The organism is Peribacillus sp. NPDC056705, from assembly GCF_043656335.1.
The window spans coordinates 212782-229345 of record NZ_JBHTYI010000003.1; the positions used below are offsets into that span (position 1 = coordinate 212782).

General features: G+C 43.1%; 13 protein-coding genes. All 13 read right to left on the reverse strand.

The genetic code is table 11. The annotated features are described in order from the left end of the window. Positions 1-89 precede the first annotated feature (89 nt). Positions 90-1247, reverse strand: coding sequence for a cell division protein FtsZ (gene ftsZ, locus ACFRAK_RS05690; RefSeq protein ID WP_101224586.1), 1158 nt, complete (start codon positions 1245-1247; stop codon positions 90-92). A gap of 44 nt (positions 1248-1291) precedes the next feature. Then, positions 1292-2590 carry a cell division protein FtsA gene (ftsA, locus tag ACFRAK_RS05695; RefSeq protein ID WP_394571412.1) on the reverse strand — a complete coding sequence of 433 codons (1299 nt, stop codon included), beginning with the start codon at positions 2588-2590 and terminating at the stop codon, positions 1292-1294. Positions 2591-2854: 264 nt separating this feature from the next. Then, complete coding sequence (locus ACFRAK_RS05700; protein ID WP_098371078.1) at positions 2855-3220, reverse strand: small basic family protein; 366 nt, start codon at positions 3218-3220, stop codon at positions 2855-2857. Continuing rightward, positions 3220-3930 (reverse strand): DUF881 domain-containing protein, encoded by a 711-nt coding sequence (locus ACFRAK_RS05705; RefSeq protein WP_387707157.1) that lies wholly within the window; start codon positions 3928-3930, stop codon positions 3220-3222. The genes ACFRAK_RS05700 and ACFRAK_RS05705 overlap by 1 nt, the downstream gene beginning before the upstream one ends. Before the next feature lie 42 nt (positions 3931-3972). Further along, positions 3973-4665: a DUF881 domain-containing protein gene (locus ACFRAK_RS05710; protein WP_387599744.1), complete on the reverse strand. Its 693-nt coding sequence runs from the start codon at positions 4663-4665 to the stop codon at positions 3973-3975. Beyond that, positions 4652-5434, reverse strand: a complete 783-nt coding sequence (locus ACFRAK_RS05715) for a cell division protein FtsQ/DivIB (protein WP_387599741.1) — start codon at positions 5432-5434, stop codon at positions 4652-4654. Before ACFRAK_RS05715 ends, ACFRAK_RS05710 begins: the two co-directional genes overlap by 14 nt. 131 nt (positions 5435-5565) lie before the next feature. Then, positions 5566-6474 carry a UDP-N-acetylmuramate dehydrogenase gene (gene murB, locus ACFRAK_RS05720; protein WP_394571413.1) on the reverse strand — a complete coding sequence of 303 codons (909 nt, stop codon included), beginning with the start codon at positions 6472-6474 and terminating at the stop codon, positions 5566-5568. Between the two features lie 353 nt (positions 6475-6827). After that, positions 6828-7928 carry a stage V sporulation protein E gene (spoVE, locus tag ACFRAK_RS05725; RefSeq protein ID WP_192203965.1) on the reverse strand — a complete coding sequence of 367 codons (1101 nt, stop codon included), beginning with the start codon at positions 7926-7928 and terminating at the stop codon, positions 6828-6830. Positions 7929-8088: 160 nt separating this feature from the next. After that, on the reverse strand, positions 8089-9441 hold the full coding sequence (gene murD, locus ACFRAK_RS05730; RefSeq protein WP_394571414.1) for a UDP-N-acetylmuramoyl-L-alanine--D-glutamate ligase: 1353 nt from the start codon (positions 9439-9441) through the stop codon (positions 8089-8091). Beyond that, entirely contained in the window at positions 9442-10419 is a 978-nt protein-coding gene (mraY, locus tag ACFRAK_RS05735) for a phospho-N-acetylmuramoyl-pentapeptide-transferase (RefSeq protein WP_192203963.1), read from the reverse strand. A gap of 317 nt (positions 10420-10736) precedes the next feature. Next, positions 10737-12209 carry a UDP-N-acetylmuramoyl-L-alanyl-D-glutamate--2,6-diaminopimelate ligase gene (locus ACFRAK_RS05740; RefSeq protein ID WP_387599732.1) on the reverse strand — a complete coding sequence of 491 codons (1473 nt, stop codon included), beginning with the start codon at positions 12207-12209 and terminating at the stop codon, positions 10737-10739. Positions 12210-12367: 158 nt separating this feature from the next. Beyond that, the gene (locus tag ACFRAK_RS05745; protein ID WP_387599729.1) at positions 12368-14290 is read right to left on the reverse strand and encodes a stage V sporulation protein D; all 1923 of its coding nucleotides are present in this window, start codon (positions 14288-14290) and stop codon (positions 12368-12370) included. Positions 14291-14406: 116 nt separating this feature from the next. Then, positions 14407-16563 carry a penicillin-binding protein gene (locus ACFRAK_RS05750; RefSeq protein ID WP_387706357.1) on the reverse strand — a complete coding sequence of 719 codons (2157 nt, stop codon included), beginning with the start codon at positions 16561-16563 and terminating at the stop codon, positions 14407-14409. Position 16564: the final 1 nt, after the last annotated feature.

Sequence of the window (16564 nt, forward strand, 5' to 3'; positions counted from 1 at the left end):
GGTCAATTGACACCAATTGCTTTTAAGAGTTCACATTATCTTAACGACAAAAAACCGTCCCCAAATGGGAACGGCATATGACGTCGGTATTAACGGCGCCTATTACGGTTACGGAGGAAGGTTGGAATATCCAAGGCCTCATCACCTTGATTGGCATTACGTGCAGGCTGTTCATTGACTTCTTCTCTCTTCACTTCACGCTTCACGTTTTGCTGTGGCGTTTGTTGTGTCTGAGGTCTTGATTGCTGCTGTTGTCCGAGTGTTGGACGTCCAGTAGGCCGTATTGAAGCTTCAACCTCGTTAAAACCTGTTGCAATTACCGTAACGACGATTTCATCTTTAAGGTTTTCATTGATAACCGAACCAAAAATCATGTTTACGTCTTGATCGGATGCAGTAGCCACGATATCAGCCGCTTCCTGGACTTCAAAAAGACTTAGGTTCGTGCCACCTGTAATATTCATCAGTACGCCTTGGGCGCCATCAATCGATGTTTCAAGCAACGGACTGGAAATGGCTTTTTTCGCCGCTTCCGCCGCACGGTTTTCCCCTGAGGAAATCCCGATTCCCATAAGTGCGGAACCTTTGTTGGACATGATTGTCTTCACATCGGCAAAGTCCAAGTTAATAAGACCTGGAACAGCAATTAAATCTGAAATCCCTTGTACACCTTGGCGAAGTACATTATCGGCTTCACGGAATGCTTCAAGCATCGGCGTGCTTTTATCGACGATTTCAAGGAGGCGGTCGTTCGGAATGACGATCAGTGTGTCAACCGATTCCTTCATGGATGAAATCCCGCCTTGTGCCTGTGTTGCACGTTTTCGGCCTTCGAAAGTAAACGGACGTGTAACTACACCCACTGTAAGAGCCCCTAAATCTTTAGCGATGCCCGCTATAACAGGAGCAGCCCCTGTTCCCGTACCGCCGCCCATTCCAGCCGTTACGAAAACCATATCGGCACCTTTAAGCGCTTCTTCAATCTGCTCTTTGCTTTCTTCGGCAGCTTTTTTTCCTACTTCGGGATTGGCACCTGCTCCCAAACCACGAGTAAGCTTCCCACCGATTTGCATTTTGATTTCTGCTTTAGATAGATTAAGAGCCTGTGCGTCAGTATTGACAGAAATAAACTCAACACCCTGTACACCATGCTCGATCATTCTGTTTACCGCATTGTTTCCGCCGCCGCCAACACCTATTACTTTTATCGTTGCTAATTGTTCTAGATTAGAATCAAACTCCAACATGACAATCCTCCTATTTTGACGAAATTCCCGATTCTTAATGATTGTTATTCAAAAAAGTAACCCAGGATTTTTTTGAATTTAGATTCACCTTTTTCACCTTGTTTTTTAGCCGTGTTCTCTTTGTTTTTCTGAGAAACCTTCTGGCTGCGCTGGTCGTTTTCTTCTTGAGCTTGTCCAGCTGCTACAGGAGTTTTATTAGCGGTGTTTTTTTGCATTCTCTCTTTCTTGCATGCGTGTTTAATCAAACCAACAGCTGTCGTGTATTGGGGTTCCCTGACACCGATGTAATTCGGTTCAGCTGTCCTTACTCGGTTTTGGAACACATATTGAGCTAGCTCCAGAACTCCCGGCATCTTAACGACGCCCCCGGTCAACACGAAACCACCAGGTATATCCTGGAAACCAAGTCTCTTCAAATCATCTTGAATCAACTCGAATATTTCGGTCACCCGCGCTTCAATGATATCCGAAAGCATTAACTGGTTGCAGGTCTGCTGCTGATCGCTGCCGATGATCGGTATTTGGAATACTTCATCTTCAGACGCGTCATCATAAAAGGCATGTCCATGCTTTACTTTTATTTTCTCAGCTTCCTCCATCGTTGTCCTCAGAACGATGGAAAGGTCCTTCGTAAGTGTTTCCCCGCCTATAGGTATCACAGACGTATATTGTAAATAGCCTTGTTCGAAAATTGCGAGAGTCGTGGAACCACCGCCAATATCGACAAGTGCCACACCAAGTTCTTTTTCATCCTTGGATAAAACAAGGGAACCTGCGGCTAACGGCTGAAGGGCAATATCAGTTATTTCCAACCCTGCCCTTTCCACACAGCGCAGTGTGTTATGTAAAATTGTCCGAAGACCTGTGATTAAAATCCCCCTCATTTCCAACCGGACACCTATCATGCCCCTTGGATCACTGATTTCATCAAGTTCATCAACTTTGTAGTGAATCGGCACCACGTCGATGATTTCCCTGTCGGATGGTATCGTTATTAACTCCGCTGCTTCCCTAACACGGAAAACGTCATGCTCGGTAATCTCTTTATTGTCACTGGATACCGCTACTACCCCATGGCACGGCTGAAGCGTCACGTGGTTTCCGCTTATGCCGACGATTACCTTCTTTATCTCCATCCCTATCATCCGTTCTGCTTGCTCTATAGCCTTTTGAATGGATTGGACGGTTTCATCTATACCGACGATCGAACCCTTTTTGAGCCCTTCTGATTTAACATTTCCTACGCCGATTATATTTAATGTGTCATTGACCATTTCCCCAATGATAACTTTTACACTGGATGTACCGATGTCAAGACTTACGTATATTTCGTTGCTGTTCATTCCATGGCACCTCCTTCAGTTTTATACATGTATTAGTAGAATAACATTTTTATATCGAAGTCTTATACATTATAGAATAACAGAACTGATTACAACAACTCGCGAATTCCATGGATATTCGGTTCATTTTGTATTTCACGAACAAAACTCGTAGATTTCCCACTTTATGGTGCTTATTGTTCGCTTCTCAACGAGACTGATACACTTAATAAACTAGATACTGCCATAAACTATTCGTCATTTATAACTTAATTCCCTTTAAAATTATAGATTTTTTTTCTGCTTTTTCCGGGAAATGGACCATTTTTCAATTAGGATCCTTCTAATCAGGGCGATATTTTGAAAGAGCCTTACACCGAACACAAAGATTGCGGCTAAATATAAGTCTACACCAAGATGTACACCTAGAAAAGCCAAACCTGCGGCTAAAACAATATTAAAGAAGAATCCTGTTACAAATACAACTTCATCATAAAGATTTTGCAAATGAGCCCGTATGCCCCCAAATAAGGTATCAAAAGCAGCAAGTACGGCAATGGAAAGATAATTTGAATATTCATGGGGAATATCAAAATCCACCAAAAAGCCAAGGGTGATTCCTATTAATAACCCAAAAACCGGAAGCCACATTACGATTCCCCCCCATCCATAATGGGTTCCATATGTTCCACATTAATAGCATTTTGGTAGGCCGGCAAAGTCAACTCACCGGAAGGTACATCGATCTGCACTTCAAAACTATCTATAAAGAAATCATCCATAAGTTCGGAACCTTCAATGCGTTGCTTCAGTTTCTTTGGATTAACGGTTATCGCCTTTATTTCGACCGGGTAATGAACAAGAGGATAACCGTCCATTTTCGGCTGCCCATTAATATCACGAATAACCGATGTTGATATATACCTTTGTCCTGAAATGGAAATTTCGTCAGCGCCATACCTATACATTTCATTAATGAGCCGAATGATCAAAACAGGTGAAATATACTCGACCTTCTCACCAAGTAGGATATCTGCTTTGATGGGCTGTATAGATACGATGACGCCATTACCTTTAATTTCGGTCAAACCTGCGTCTGTCTTTAATTCGGTCAGGGTGTCACGCAATACTTCTTCTTTACTCTCATTTTTCTTTGTTTCATAGGATGCTATTTTTCCCTCAAGCTTTCTGATACCCTCTATTAAATCCGCCTGGGTCTGCTGTTCTTTCAATAAATCACTTTTCAGCTCCCACATATCCCTTGTATCGGAAACGACAGGCTGATTCACCAAATTGAATTGAATAGCGAGCATGAAGCCAGCAATCAACGTAACCAAACTAAAAGAAAGCTTTTTTTTCATTTCCAGTTTCTCACCAATCTTTCATCGAATCCGGCGGTCTGATCACCCTCCAATAATTGGATCAAAAATGATATTCTTTTGCTTTTCCACTGTAAAGGTAATATTCTCATTAACCAGCTGTTCCTTGATGCCACCGGGTAAGTCCAGTGAAGCACCCAGGACATCCGGGTCCCCAATCGCAGAAATGATGAAGGGAGCAGGATGTTGTTGACCATCGATTGTAATCACAGGCCCATTACAGATTATGTATGAATCATGATTTAACCTTTGACCGTTAATCGCAACAGCCTCTGCACCTGATATGTATAGTTCATTGACGACCTTGAAGACATGCTGTTCATGGACGAGGTAATTATTAACATTGGCTTTTGAATCCATATCCGTACCATCTTCAAGAGTCACCTGCAGGCCTGAGCCTTTTACTTTCACTTTCCCGAGAAACATACGGTATTTTTCCGTATCCTTTGCCAAATTGAAAAAAAGCTGCTTTTCCTTCGCTAGGTCTTTTTCTATTTGGGATACATTTTCTTGCTTCTGAAGGAGTTCCTTCTGAAGTTCCCGGTTCTGCTTCTCTTGTTCGATCAGCTGCTGCCTGAGTTCATATTCCTGATCCCAGGCTTTGTCCTCCCCTGCACCCTTACCTTCTTTGGTCAGATTGTAAGAGAAGGCAATCATGAATCCGAGAACCACGCAAACCAGGGGTAAAATCACCCGTTTGCCATTAATTTTCCTCATTAGTGTCTTCCTTTTGTTCAGCGTCTTCATATGCCTTAAAATAAGAACCCACTTCCAGATCGATGACTCCCTTTACATTCGGATCCAACTGGCTGACAATTGATGGATAGTGAATCATTTTCTCGTATAAAGTCCGGCTTGTCGCACTTACTTCAAACCCATCGTTCATATACATGACGATATGGTAGACATCAGTTTTGGTTGGAGCGTAATGAATTTCTGAAATGGCATTCTGAATCTCGACAGGAAGCTTGTCCAGCTCTTCTAAAAGCAACTTTAATGCTTTACCCTCTTTGAAACCAATTAAAACAGGGGCAAATACTGGAATTTCACCTGTTGCCAGCTCCTCTAAAACGGACCCGTTCTCCAAAATGGGTGCAAACTTCCCATTATTGGACAGATATGCCATCCTATTATGTTCCGAAACCGTAATTTTTATGGAATTAGGAAATATCGGAGTCACCTTAACGCTTTTTATTTCTTTATTTTTTTTGATATTGGCTGCAGCTTCCCCTGTATCAACCTTCCAGATGCTTCGATCCTTCTTCACCTTACTCAGTTTAATGATCTGTTTGGAAGTAATATAACGATTTCCCTCCACCTGCACGGATTTCACATAGCTTAACGGAGATAAGAAATATAGCACACAAGCAACCAGAATGAAGAAAAGGGAAAGCAAAAGAACAAGCCGCCTGTTTGCTTTGCTTTTTCTTAATTGTTTTAATTTCGGGATGCGGTCCTCAATGGAAACGATTTTCCCCTTTTCCATCCCCTTCACCTCTTCCTGAAAAAATGGATGGTTCTTGACAGTGCGAAATCAAGACAAACTCTATATTTGGTTATTAACAAACTTTAAAAGGTAACACATTATATCACAATATTTGGATATAATGAATCCTACTATTTTCTGCCGATAATTTCCACTTCTGTTTCCATTTTAACTTCAAATTTATCAAACACAGTATCCTTCACATGCTGTATCAGCGCTTGAACATCCGCTGCGCTTCCATTACCTGTGTTAACGATAAAGTTCCCATGCATTGGTGAAATCTGAGCTCCGCCAATGGAATGTCCCTTCAGGCCTGCATTTTCGACCAATTTACCAGCATGGTGTGGAAGTGGGTTCCTAAATATGCTCCCGGCACATGGAAGATTATACGGCTGGGTATCTTTACGATAATTCTTGTTATTCTGCATTCTTTCAACGATTTCGGTTCTATCACCCTCTGTCAATTGAAAAATTGCTTCCAGTACGATACCAGGTCTTTTCTTCTGAAGCAGAGAAGTTCGATAAGAAAACTCCATTTCTTCCTTCGAAAGCCAAGCTAGGGTTCCATCTTCAAATAGAACATGTGCCTCCTTGAGAATTTCACTCATATCGGAACCGTGTGCACCAGCGTTCATATAGACTGCTCCGCCGACGGAACCGGGAATCCCACTGGCAAATTCCAATCCTGCATATCCTTTTTTACTGATTTGTACGGACAGGCTGACAAGTGATACCCCAGCTCCTGCTTTTATCTCCGGCCCATTTATCTCGAGATGATCAAGTCCTTTACCCAATTTAAGCACGGCACCTTCTATTCCGCCATCACTGACAAGTAGGTTCGAGCCCCTGCCGATCACCGTCCATGGAATCTCATTTTCTTTGATGACCTTCATTGTTTTTTCTATATTTTCAATGGATGACGGCACGATGAATAAATCAGCCGGCCCCCCAATTTTCATAGTTGTATGATTTGCAAGCGGTTCCTGTTCAAGAACTTTGCCGATTTTCATTTCATTTAATTGCTTTATCACATTATCCATGATAAACCTCCTTGTTGTTCCAAAAATTCCAAGTTATAATTTTCATTTCCTCTTCCATGAGGTCACTTATATGACAAGATTAATTACGCCTATTTAGCAGAAAATGAGCAGAAGCAAGCCCCAGTATGGCCTAACCCTCTTATACTATAGTCTAAACAAAGACGTATTGCCAATATTTATTGTGGATTCCTTAACATTCATACATGGTAATATTTAAGCGGCATTTCATTTATTTCTAAATTTCGGCAAAGCACAATCCAAAATCGTTTTCCTGCAAAGGTTTTCAACGTAAAAAAGGAAGCCCTGCGTTTAACAGAACTTCCCTTTAGCCAAACCCTATATTTCACTTATTTTCAGAACCTTGAATAACGGCTAATATTCAGGAGCACCCCAATCGCCATCAACATGAGCGTCAATGATGAACCGCCATAACTTAAGAGGGGCAAGGTGATACCCGTAACTGGCATCAAACCCGTTACCACACCTATATTGATCATCACTTGAATGGCGACCATTGCAATGATCCCCACCGCTACAAGGCTCCCATATAAATCAGGGGCACCAAGTGCGATCCGAATGCCCCGCCAAAGCATGAGCGCAAATAATAAAATGACCAGAGAACCCCCGATGAAGCCAAGTTCCTCGGAAAGTATGGCAAAGATGAAATCAGTCTGCGGTTCTGGTAAATAGAAAAACTTTTGGCGGCTTTGCCCGAGTCCCAATCCGAACAATCCCCCGGGTCCGATTGCATAAAACGATTGAATCATTTGAAATCCACTGCCCAAAGGGTCTTCCCAAGGATCCAGAAAAGACGTGATCCTTTTTATCCGATAGGGCGCTGATAAAATCAGACCGACAAAACCTGCTACCCCGATTAGCCCCAAGCCAACAAAATGACTGATTTTTGCCCCGGATATAAAAATCATAACGATGCACGTTCCAACCATCACCGTTCCCGTTCCAAGGTCCGGCTGTAACATGATCAATCCAAATGCCAAAAACACTAAACCCAAGGATGGAAGCATCCCTTTTTTAAAGGAGGTGATCAACTTTTGCCGTTCTGATAAAAACTTAGCTAAAAAAGCGATCATCGCCAGCTTCATGAACTCAGAGGGCTGCACCGAAAAGGCACCTACACCAATCCAGCTCCTTGAACCATTTCTCGCCATTCCTATACCTGGTACAAGCACAGCCAGTAACATGATGAAACAAATGATGATAAGGATTTTGGCCCATGTCCGCCACGTCCAGTAATCCACATTCATGATGAAAAACATGGCTATGACACCAACGCAGGCAAATAGCAACTGCCTTTTAGCAAAATAAAACGAATCATCAAATTTATATGTTGCCCAAATGGCACTCGCGCTGTAAACCATGATTAATCCAACAGTCAAAAGACTTAAGGTGACGATAATGAGAATGAGATCAGGATTCGATTTTTTTAATGGCACGGACATCCACCTCTAGGAAGTTTTTCGAGCCTGCGAATATAAAACATCAATGCTGATTGCTTGTCAGCACTTTAGTCAAAAAAAAAGCGATAACGGCTCATTATCGCTTTTTTCCATGGTGTCAACGTAGAAGCAAGTTAACTTCTCTCTGCGAAAGCTCTTACTTAAGTTTATGCACGGCCTCCATAAACATGTCTCCTCTTTGCTCAAAAGTTTTATATTGATCCCAGCTTGCGCAAGCCGGGGAGAGAAGAATGCAGTCGCCTTCATCTGAAAATTCAAATGCAGCCGGCACGGCCTTTTCTACATTATCGACACGTTTTATATTCGCTATTCCTAATTCTTTGGCTACCCGTTCAATTTTTTCTGCCGTTTCACCAAAAGTTATCACGGCTTTGACATTTTCCATCGCCGGTTTCAACTCATCAAATTCATTTCCGCGATCCAAACCGCCCGCCAATAAGATGACAGGTTCCGTAAAGGAAGTTAGCGCTTTGGATGCTGCTAGAATGTTCGTCGCCTTCGAATCATTATAAAATTTACGGTGATCGATCGTTGCCACAAACTGCAGACGGTGCTCCACACCATAAAATGTTTTCAGTACAGTCTGAATGGCTTCGTTGGCTACACCCTTCAGTTTGGCCGCTGAGATGGCCGCAAGCACATTTTCCAAATTGTGCTTACCAGGAAGGGCTATCCCTGAAACTTCAATGATTTTTTCTCCTCGGAAACAGACGGCACCATCTTCCACATAGGCTCCATTCTCATGTTTCACTTCAGCTGAAAAAGGAACAAGTTCAGCCTTGGTCTTTTTCGCCATGGACAAAACAAGATCTTGATCTGCATTAAAAATCATGAAATCTGAGGCTATTTGATTTTTCGTAATGGCAGCTTTTGCTTCGACATATTCCTGTTTGGAACTGTGATAATCCAAATGTGCATCATACAAATTTGTCACGATTGAGATTTCAGGACGAAATTCATCTATTCCCATTAACTGAAACGATGATAATTCAATGACGATCGAATCATCGGGTTTTGCATTTTCAGCAACACCAGAAGCCACTGTCCCGATATTACCGGCAACCAGCGGGGATTTTTCACCGGTCTTCAACATTTCATATATCAATGTTGTCGTGGTCGTTTTCCCATTTGTACCAGTGATTCCTATGAAAGGTGCCTCACTTATCTGATAGGCCAGTTCAACTTCCGTGATAACAGGGATCCCTTTTTCCAATGCCCCTTTTACGATAGGGTTCCGATAGGGGATTCCCGGGTTTTTCACGATCAGCTCGAAGCCCTCATCAAGAAGCTCGATCGGATGACTGCCGCAGATGACTTTGATTCCCTGTTCAAGAAGTCCTTGAGCCTCAGGATTTTCCGATAATGGCTTCATGTCATTAACCGTCACGAAAGCACCTAATTTATGTAGAAGCGAAGCTGCAATCACTCCGCTTTTTGCCAAACCCAATACTAATATCTTTTTCTCTGAATACTTTGCAGTCTCTTTCAATTATATCCACACCTCTAAATAGATTCCGAGTACCGCACACAGCAGCCCCACTGTCCAGAAAGTCACGACGACGCGCCATTCCGACCAGCCGGAAAGCTCATAATGGTGATGAAGCGGACTCATTTTAAAAATACGTTTACCAGTCGTCTTAAAAGATCCTACCTGCAGGATGACCGAGAGCGTCTCAATCACGAAGACTCCGCCGATGATCACCAGGAGAATTTCAAGCTTCGTTAACAAGGCGATGGTTGCGATCGCCCCCCCAAGGGCCAAGGAACCCGTATCCCCCATGAAAACCTTTGCTGGATGTGCATTGAATACCAAGAACCCGAGTACTGCACCGACAACCGCCACTGAAAAAATAGCGACATCATATTGTGACTGACTCCAGGCCAAAATGGCAAAAGCACCAAAGGCAATGGCAGATGTTCCTGAGACAAGTCCATCAAGCCCATCCGTCAAATTGACGGCATTCGAAAAACCTACGAGCCAGAAAATAACGATAAACAGATAAAACCAGCCAAAATCAAAAGCAAAGTCAGTGCCTGGAATCGTCAATTCTGGATTAAAACGGTCTGTCTGCTTAAAGACGAAGTAAAAGATGACAGAAATCACAATTTGTCCAAGCAGTTTTTGCTTGGAAGTCAATCCTAGGTTTCGCTTCATGACCACTTTGATGAAATCATCCAGGAAACCTAATAAACCAAAACCTAAAGTAACGAATAATAATAAATATGTTTCGGTTGAAGGTGACGAAAATTTCAAAGTCATGACTAGTGTAGCGATGGTGACAGATAATAATATGACCAAACCGCCCATGGTGGGTGTGCCGGTTTTCTTCAGATGCGATTGTGGGCCTTCTTCCCTAATACTTTGCCCGAATTTCAATCTTCTTAAAAATGGGATGAAAATCGGCGAAAGAAGAACGGTTACTAAAAACGCCACCAAAATCGTATAAAAAATCACTTGTTCCAACATTCCTTACTCCCTCATTCCTAACACAATTCAAATATAAAAATCTGCTTGATGTCTTTTCTTATGGCTGTTTTCGCATACTTTGTTGCTATTTACCAAGTAAAGCGGTGTGGTTGATTTCCCCTCCAGATGCTCGCTTTCCGCAGGGCGGCCGGTAAGCCTCCTCGGCGTAAACGCCTGTGGGGTCTCACCAGTCCCGCTGCTCCCGCAGGAGTCTCGCACTTGCGCTCCATCAACCTTAAATCGTTTAGTTTTAAAAAACAACAATCTTTACGAAATGAGCCTTTCTTATTTTTCGCAAAGGCAATTTCAGCTTTGGTTCAAATTGAACCCAGACGACTTTGAATCGCCTTTTCCGCTTCTTCACGGTCATCGAAGTGAAGCACTTCGTCACCGACCAATTGATAGGTTTCATGACCTTTTCCGGCTATTAATATAACGTCGCCCTCTTCCGCCTTGGTAACAGCGTAAGCTATCGCCTGCCTGCGATCTTCAATAACGGTATATTCTTTGCCTGCTACACCAGCTTCCATATCCCGTAGGATCTGGGCAGCATCTTCACTGCGCGGATTATCCGAAGTGAAGATCGGGTCAGTCGCCAAGCTGCATGCAATTTCGGCCATGATGGGACGCTTTGTCTTGTCGCGGTCCCCGCCGCAGCCCACTATCACGAAAATTTTCTTTCTGGCAAACTCGCCAACAGTCTTTAGAACATTTTCTAAACTGTCCGGAGTATGGGCATAGTCAACAATGACAGCGAAGTCCTGATTCGCTGTAATGAGCTCAAAACGGCCTGCAACACCTTTTATATCCTCGATGGATCTAATTGTCTCATCTAGATCGTTACCGGCGCACAAAGCAGCTGAGATTGCTGAGAGCACATTATAAACACTGAACTTACCAATTAGCTTCAGCTGAATGTAACGTTCTTCTTTACCTGCTGTCAAGGTGAACGATGTGCCATTTGCATCAATTTGTATATCCTTGGCCCTGATATCTGCTTCTTTGTCTATGCCGTATGTTACGACTGTAGCAGCAGTCGCTTTAATGAAATCAGCTGCTGCCTCATCATCGGCATTAAGCACAGCATATTTAGGACGATTTTCTATGTAAGCATTGCCTAGCTGTGAGAAAAACAAGGATTTTGCCTGCCTGTATCTGTCCATGGTTTTATGAAAATCCAAATGATCCTGTGTGAGATTCGTAAAGACGGCAATATCATAATCACAGCCATGGACGCGTCCAAGCTCAAGTGCATGCGATGAAACTTCCATAATCGCAGTGGTAACGGATGCTTCGGCCATTTCATGAAAAGCCTTCTGCAGCGTAACGCTATCTGGCGTCGTATTCTTAGTTTCATATACCGTATCGGCAATTTTTGTATACATCGTGCCAATCAAGCCTGTTTTTTCTTGTCGATCCTCGAAAATTTTTTCCAATAAGTGACTGGTCGTCGTCTTTCCATTCGTACCTGTAATTCCGATCAAGCGCATCTTTTGAGTTGGATGGCCATAGAATGCATCGGCAAGCACCGCCATCGCCCTGCTCGAATCCCTGACTATGATCACGGGAACATCGAGGTCAAGCGGCCTTTCGGCAATGACTGCTGCAGCTCCATGTTCTACAGCAAGTCGGGCAAAATCATGGCCATCGACTGTATAACCTTTTATACAAACAAATAAACTTCCGTCTATGACTTTACGGTTATCATTTTCAATGGAGGTGATTTCAGGATTTTCTCCTTCATACGTAAATAAGGAGTGTAAATAAGATAATAATTTGTGAAGCTTCATTTTTCCATCCCTCTCAACTTAATTTGAGGATTCATTATATGTGATTAGCCTTGGCTTGTCGAGAAACCAATTTCAATTATACGGGGTTATCCCGACTCCGTAAACAAAGCGGCTGATGATTCTTCAGCCGCTTTAACTATTCATATATTATATTATACTTATTCTGTATTTTCGCCAAGATAAATTCTTATTGTGGAGCCTTGTTTTACTTTAACACCTGGATCGGGGGCTTGATTTATGACTTTATCCCCATTTCCGGCAATATCCAGCTTAAGGTCAATGAGCTGGGTTTGCAACTCTTTTTTGCTGATACCCACAACGTCAGGTACCTCGACCATGACCGGATCCGTCCAGACCGTTTCCTTCTCAATCTGGTTTTTCCTTGGCTTGACGCCCATGGCCCTAAGTGAATCCTCCATGATATTCCCAACGATCGGTGCGGCAACGACCCCGCCGAACTGTACCGTTCCTTTAGGATTGTCCACAGCTATATAAACGACGATTTGCGGATCATCCGCTGGGGCGACCCCGATGAATGAGAGAATATAATTATTATCAAGGTATCTGCCATTTTCAGCTTTTTGGGCTGTACCCGTTTTCCCGCCAACTCGGTACGACTCCACGAATGCTCCCTTACCGCTACCTTGGGCGACAACGGATTCAAGTGCTTCACGGACTTTCTTCGAGGTCGCTTCTGAAATCACTTTTTTCTTCGCCTGCGGGGTCTTTCGCATCAGTACTTCCCCATTTTTTGGATTAACAAGTTCCTTCGCGATATAAGGTGTATACAAAGTTCCTCCATTCACGGCCGCCGATACCGCTGTCACCTGCTGAATGGGCGTTACGGCTACACCTTGTCCAAACGCTGTCGTTGCCTGCTCAACCGGACCCACTTGATCCATGTTGAACATGATTCCTTTTCCTTCTCCGGTTAAATCAATCCCTGTCTTTTGACCAAACCCGAAATCACTTATATATTTAAACAGCTTGTCTTTACCAAGCCGGTTCCCTAATTCTACAAAACCAGGGTTACATGAGTTCTCGACGACTTCAAGAAAAGTCTGGTCCCCATGTCCTCCTCTTTTCCAGCAATGCAGTGTAGACCCTGACACTTCCACATGTCCGGAATCGTAAAAATGTTCCTTTTGTAAGTCGACCTTCCCTTCCTCAAGCGCCGCAGCAAGCGTGATGATCTTAAAAGTCGAACCTGGTTCATATACACTCCAAACTGGTAAATTACGGTTATATACTTCTGAAGGTACATTTTGGAAGTTGGCCGGATCGAAGGTTGGCCTGCTTGACATTGCCAATATTTCCCCTGTATTCGGGTCCATCGCAATGGCAATTATACCATCGGGATCATATGTAGCCTCCGCATTATCGAGCTCCCTCTCCACAATTGTCTGGATTTTACTATCGATGGTTAGCTTCAAGTTATCACCATCAACAGGGGGCTTATAGTCATCGGCCATATTTTCAAGTCTTTTCCCTTTAGCATCGGAGTAAAATTTCACGAATCCCTTTTCCCCGCTTAGTTCCTTATCATATGACAATTCAATACCCATCAACCCTTGATTGTCAGAGCCTGTAAAGCCAAGAACATGCGAAAGGTATTCACCAAATGGATAATGGCGCTTTGAATCCTCAGCGATGTAAACGCCCTTTATCCCTAATGCTTTAATTTCCTTCGCCTTTTCATGAGAGATCTTTCTGCCTTCCGGAATTCTGACGCTCATCGCCTGTTTCGTTAACCATTGATAAGCCTTTTCCTTTGTCATATCCAATATTGAAGCAAGCTGTTCCGACGTCTCCCCAGGATTCTCAATCTGTCTTGGGATGACATAGACTGTTGGTGCAGATATATTCGTTGCCAGCTCAACACCATTCCGATCCAGAATTTCTCCTCGTTTGGCTTCAAAAGGAATATTCCTGCTCCAGGAATCTTTAGCCAGCCCCGTCAACTTATCCCCTAGATAAAACTGTACAATTCCCAATCGGATATCAATGATAAAAAAAACAACGATACCGATCGCCAATGCGATTGCCAGCCGTTTTCGGACAGTAACATTCGAAACACGCAAAAACAGGCACCTCCATTTCATACATGCTTCAATATATGCTTGTCTACTCGATGCTAGACTACAAACTTTGTTTGAAAGAATTAAAGAGGGGATCCATTTGGATCCCCTCTTTATCTTCACTCTGTTTTCCCTTTTGTCGGTATATCTTCACCAGCCCCCTCAGGCTGGGATAATTCAATATTGAATGTCTCTCCTTCCTTTACTTTTTTCCCAGCCTCAAGACTTTGTTTACTCACATATCCAGTACCTTCAGTTTTTAGATCCAGTTTTGCAACCTTAGCCAATTTCATAACATCGCGCAGGGACCATCCCTTCATGTCAGGAGCTTTCATTTCGCCTTCCGTCCTGAGGATTACCTTTTCACCCTGTAAGAGTACGCTCCCCGCTTTTGGGGATTGATCGAGCACTTTACGTCCACTTCCTATCGTACTTACATCATAGCCAAGTTCCTTCAGTTCTTTGACAGCTGAACTCCCGGTTTGATTCGCATAGTCCACGATTTTATTTGCTTTTTGTTTTTTCACCTCAGAAGGTTTTATGTTTAGATATTGCAGGCTATTTTGCATAACAGGATTAAATATCTCTGACAATGGATCAGCCCCAACATAAGATACACCTAACTTCGGCTGCTTGACCGCCACATACATGACCAACTGCGGATCATCTTTTGGAGCCATGCCTAGAAAGGAGAACACATAGTTATTTTTCCCTTCTAAATATCTACCTGTCGGACCCGCAATTTGTGCAGTACCGGTTTTCCCCGCTACTTCATATCCTTCAATGGCATATTTTTTCCCTGTTCCTTTTTTCGCGGAAATTACCGTTTCCAAATAATCACGTACTTGTTTTGCAGTTTCTGCCGAAATCGGTTGCCCTGTAACTTTCGGCTTAGTTGTTTTCAGAATTTTTCCAGTATCCTGATCAGAAATGCTTTTTATCACATACGGCCGCATCATTTTCCCGTCATTGGCTATTGCGGATGCAGCTTGGATTTGTTGAATCGGTGTAACGGTCGAACCCTGTCCAAAGGAAGTAGTAACTTTTTCAAGCTTATACTTGTATTGAATTTTTCCAGTTATCTCGTTCGGCAGGTCAATTCCCGTTTTTTTATCAAATCCGAACTTAGTCAAATACTCACGGAAAGTATCCGCTCCTATCTTATCCATTGCAAGAGTAGCAAAAGCGACGTTGGAGGAACGTTGAACCCCTTCAAGAAAGGTCATGCTCTTCCCTCTTTCGATTCCGCTATGATCTCCGATTTTCCCTGATCCGGCTTTGTAGGTTCCAGCGACAAAGCTTTCATTCGGATTAAAGACCCCTTCCTCAACAGCTGCGGCAAGGGTGAATGTTTTCATGGTTGATCCCGGTTCGAAGGTTTCTTCAATAGCCAGGTTCCGCCAAGTATCCGTAAGACCGACTTTCGTTGTCGGATGGAAGGTAGGCCTTTGCCCCATCGCCACGATTTCCCCCGTTTTCGGATTGGAGACAATCGCTATGATTTGTTCAGGATCGTATTTTTCCTGCACTTTGCTCATCGAGTCTTCCAAGAATGTTTGTATTTTCTTGTCGATGGTAAGCATGACATCATTGCCATTATCCGGAGCAACAACCTTTTCTTCCTTATCAGGTAAGAGGAAGCCCCATGAGTCACTGTCATATGTCAGCTTCCCATCCGTTTCCTGCAATTCTTTATTGAGGTACCTTTCGATGCCGAATTTACCAGCCATTTCTCCCGTTTTTTCATCCTTTTCTACATAGCCAATCAGATGGGAAGCGAAAATCCCATTAGGATAAAAACGTTTATTGGTCCTTCCGAATGTAATTCCCGGCAGTTCCAATTTTTCTATTTTCTGCTTTGTGACCTGAGTCAAATCCTTGCCGGCACTGCCAAACTCCACCTGGTATGCCTTTTTTTTCGTAAGTCTTTCATAGATGTCCTGTTCATCCATGTCGATATATTTAGCAAGCTTATTGGCAGTCATCTCCGGATCCTTGACATGCTCCGGCTCCTTTTCACTGAGTACCGCCCTTAAGATATAGGAGGAAGTATCCTCGGCGATGACTTCACCTTTAGTATCGAGTATGCTTCCCCTTTTTGCTTCTATGACCTGTTTTTTTTCATATTTCTTGTCGATTTTTGAAGCCAGTACCTCCCCGCCTGCTGTACCTGTCACCTGAATATACAAAAAGCGGCAGACTAACACAAAAAAGAGCAGGCCGAATAAGAAGAATAATCCGGCTGCCCCATGCTTCATATTTTTTTGTTTCTGCATT

Excerpts from the sequence above, each read along its gene's own strand:
- ftsZ (WP_101224586.1), bottom strand. The coding sequence starts at position 1,247 with ATGTTGGAGTTTGATTCTAATCTAGAACAATTAGCAACGATAAAAGTA.
- ftsA (WP_394571412.1), bottom strand. The coding sequence starts at position 2,590 with ATGAACAGCAACGAAATATACGTAAGTCTTGACATCGGTACATCCAGT.
- ACFRAK_RS05700 (WP_098371078.1), bottom strand. The coding sequence starts at position 3,220 with ATGTGGCTTCCGGTTTTTGGGTTATTAATAGGAATCACCCTTGGCTTT.
- ACFRAK_RS05705 (WP_387707157.1), bottom strand. The coding sequence starts at position 3,930 with ATGAAAAAAAAGCTTTCTTTTAGTTTGGTTACGTTGATTGCTGGCTTC.
- ACFRAK_RS05710 (WP_387599744.1), bottom strand. The coding sequence starts at position 4,665 with ATGAGGAAAATTAATGGCAAACGGGTGATTTTACCCCTGGTTTGCGTG.
- ACFRAK_RS05715 (WP_387599741.1), bottom strand. The coding sequence starts at position 5,434 with ATGGAAAAGGGGAAAATCGTTTCCATTGAGGACCGCATCCCGAAATTA.
- murB (WP_394571413.1), bottom strand. The coding sequence starts at position 6,474 with ATGGATAATGTGATAAAGCAATTAAATGAAATGAAAATCGGCAAAGTT.
- mraY (WP_192203963.1), bottom strand. The coding sequence starts at position 10,419 with ATGTTGGAACAAGTGATTTTTTATACGATTTTGGTGGCGTTTTTAGTA.
- ACFRAK_RS05740 (WP_387599732.1), bottom strand. The coding sequence starts at position 12,209 with ATGAAGCTTCACAAATTATTATCTTATTTACACTCCTTATTTACGTAT.
- ACFRAK_RS05750 (WP_387706357.1), bottom strand. The coding sequence starts at position 16,563 with ATGCAGAAACAAAAAAATATGAAGCATGGGGCAGCCGGATTATTCTTC.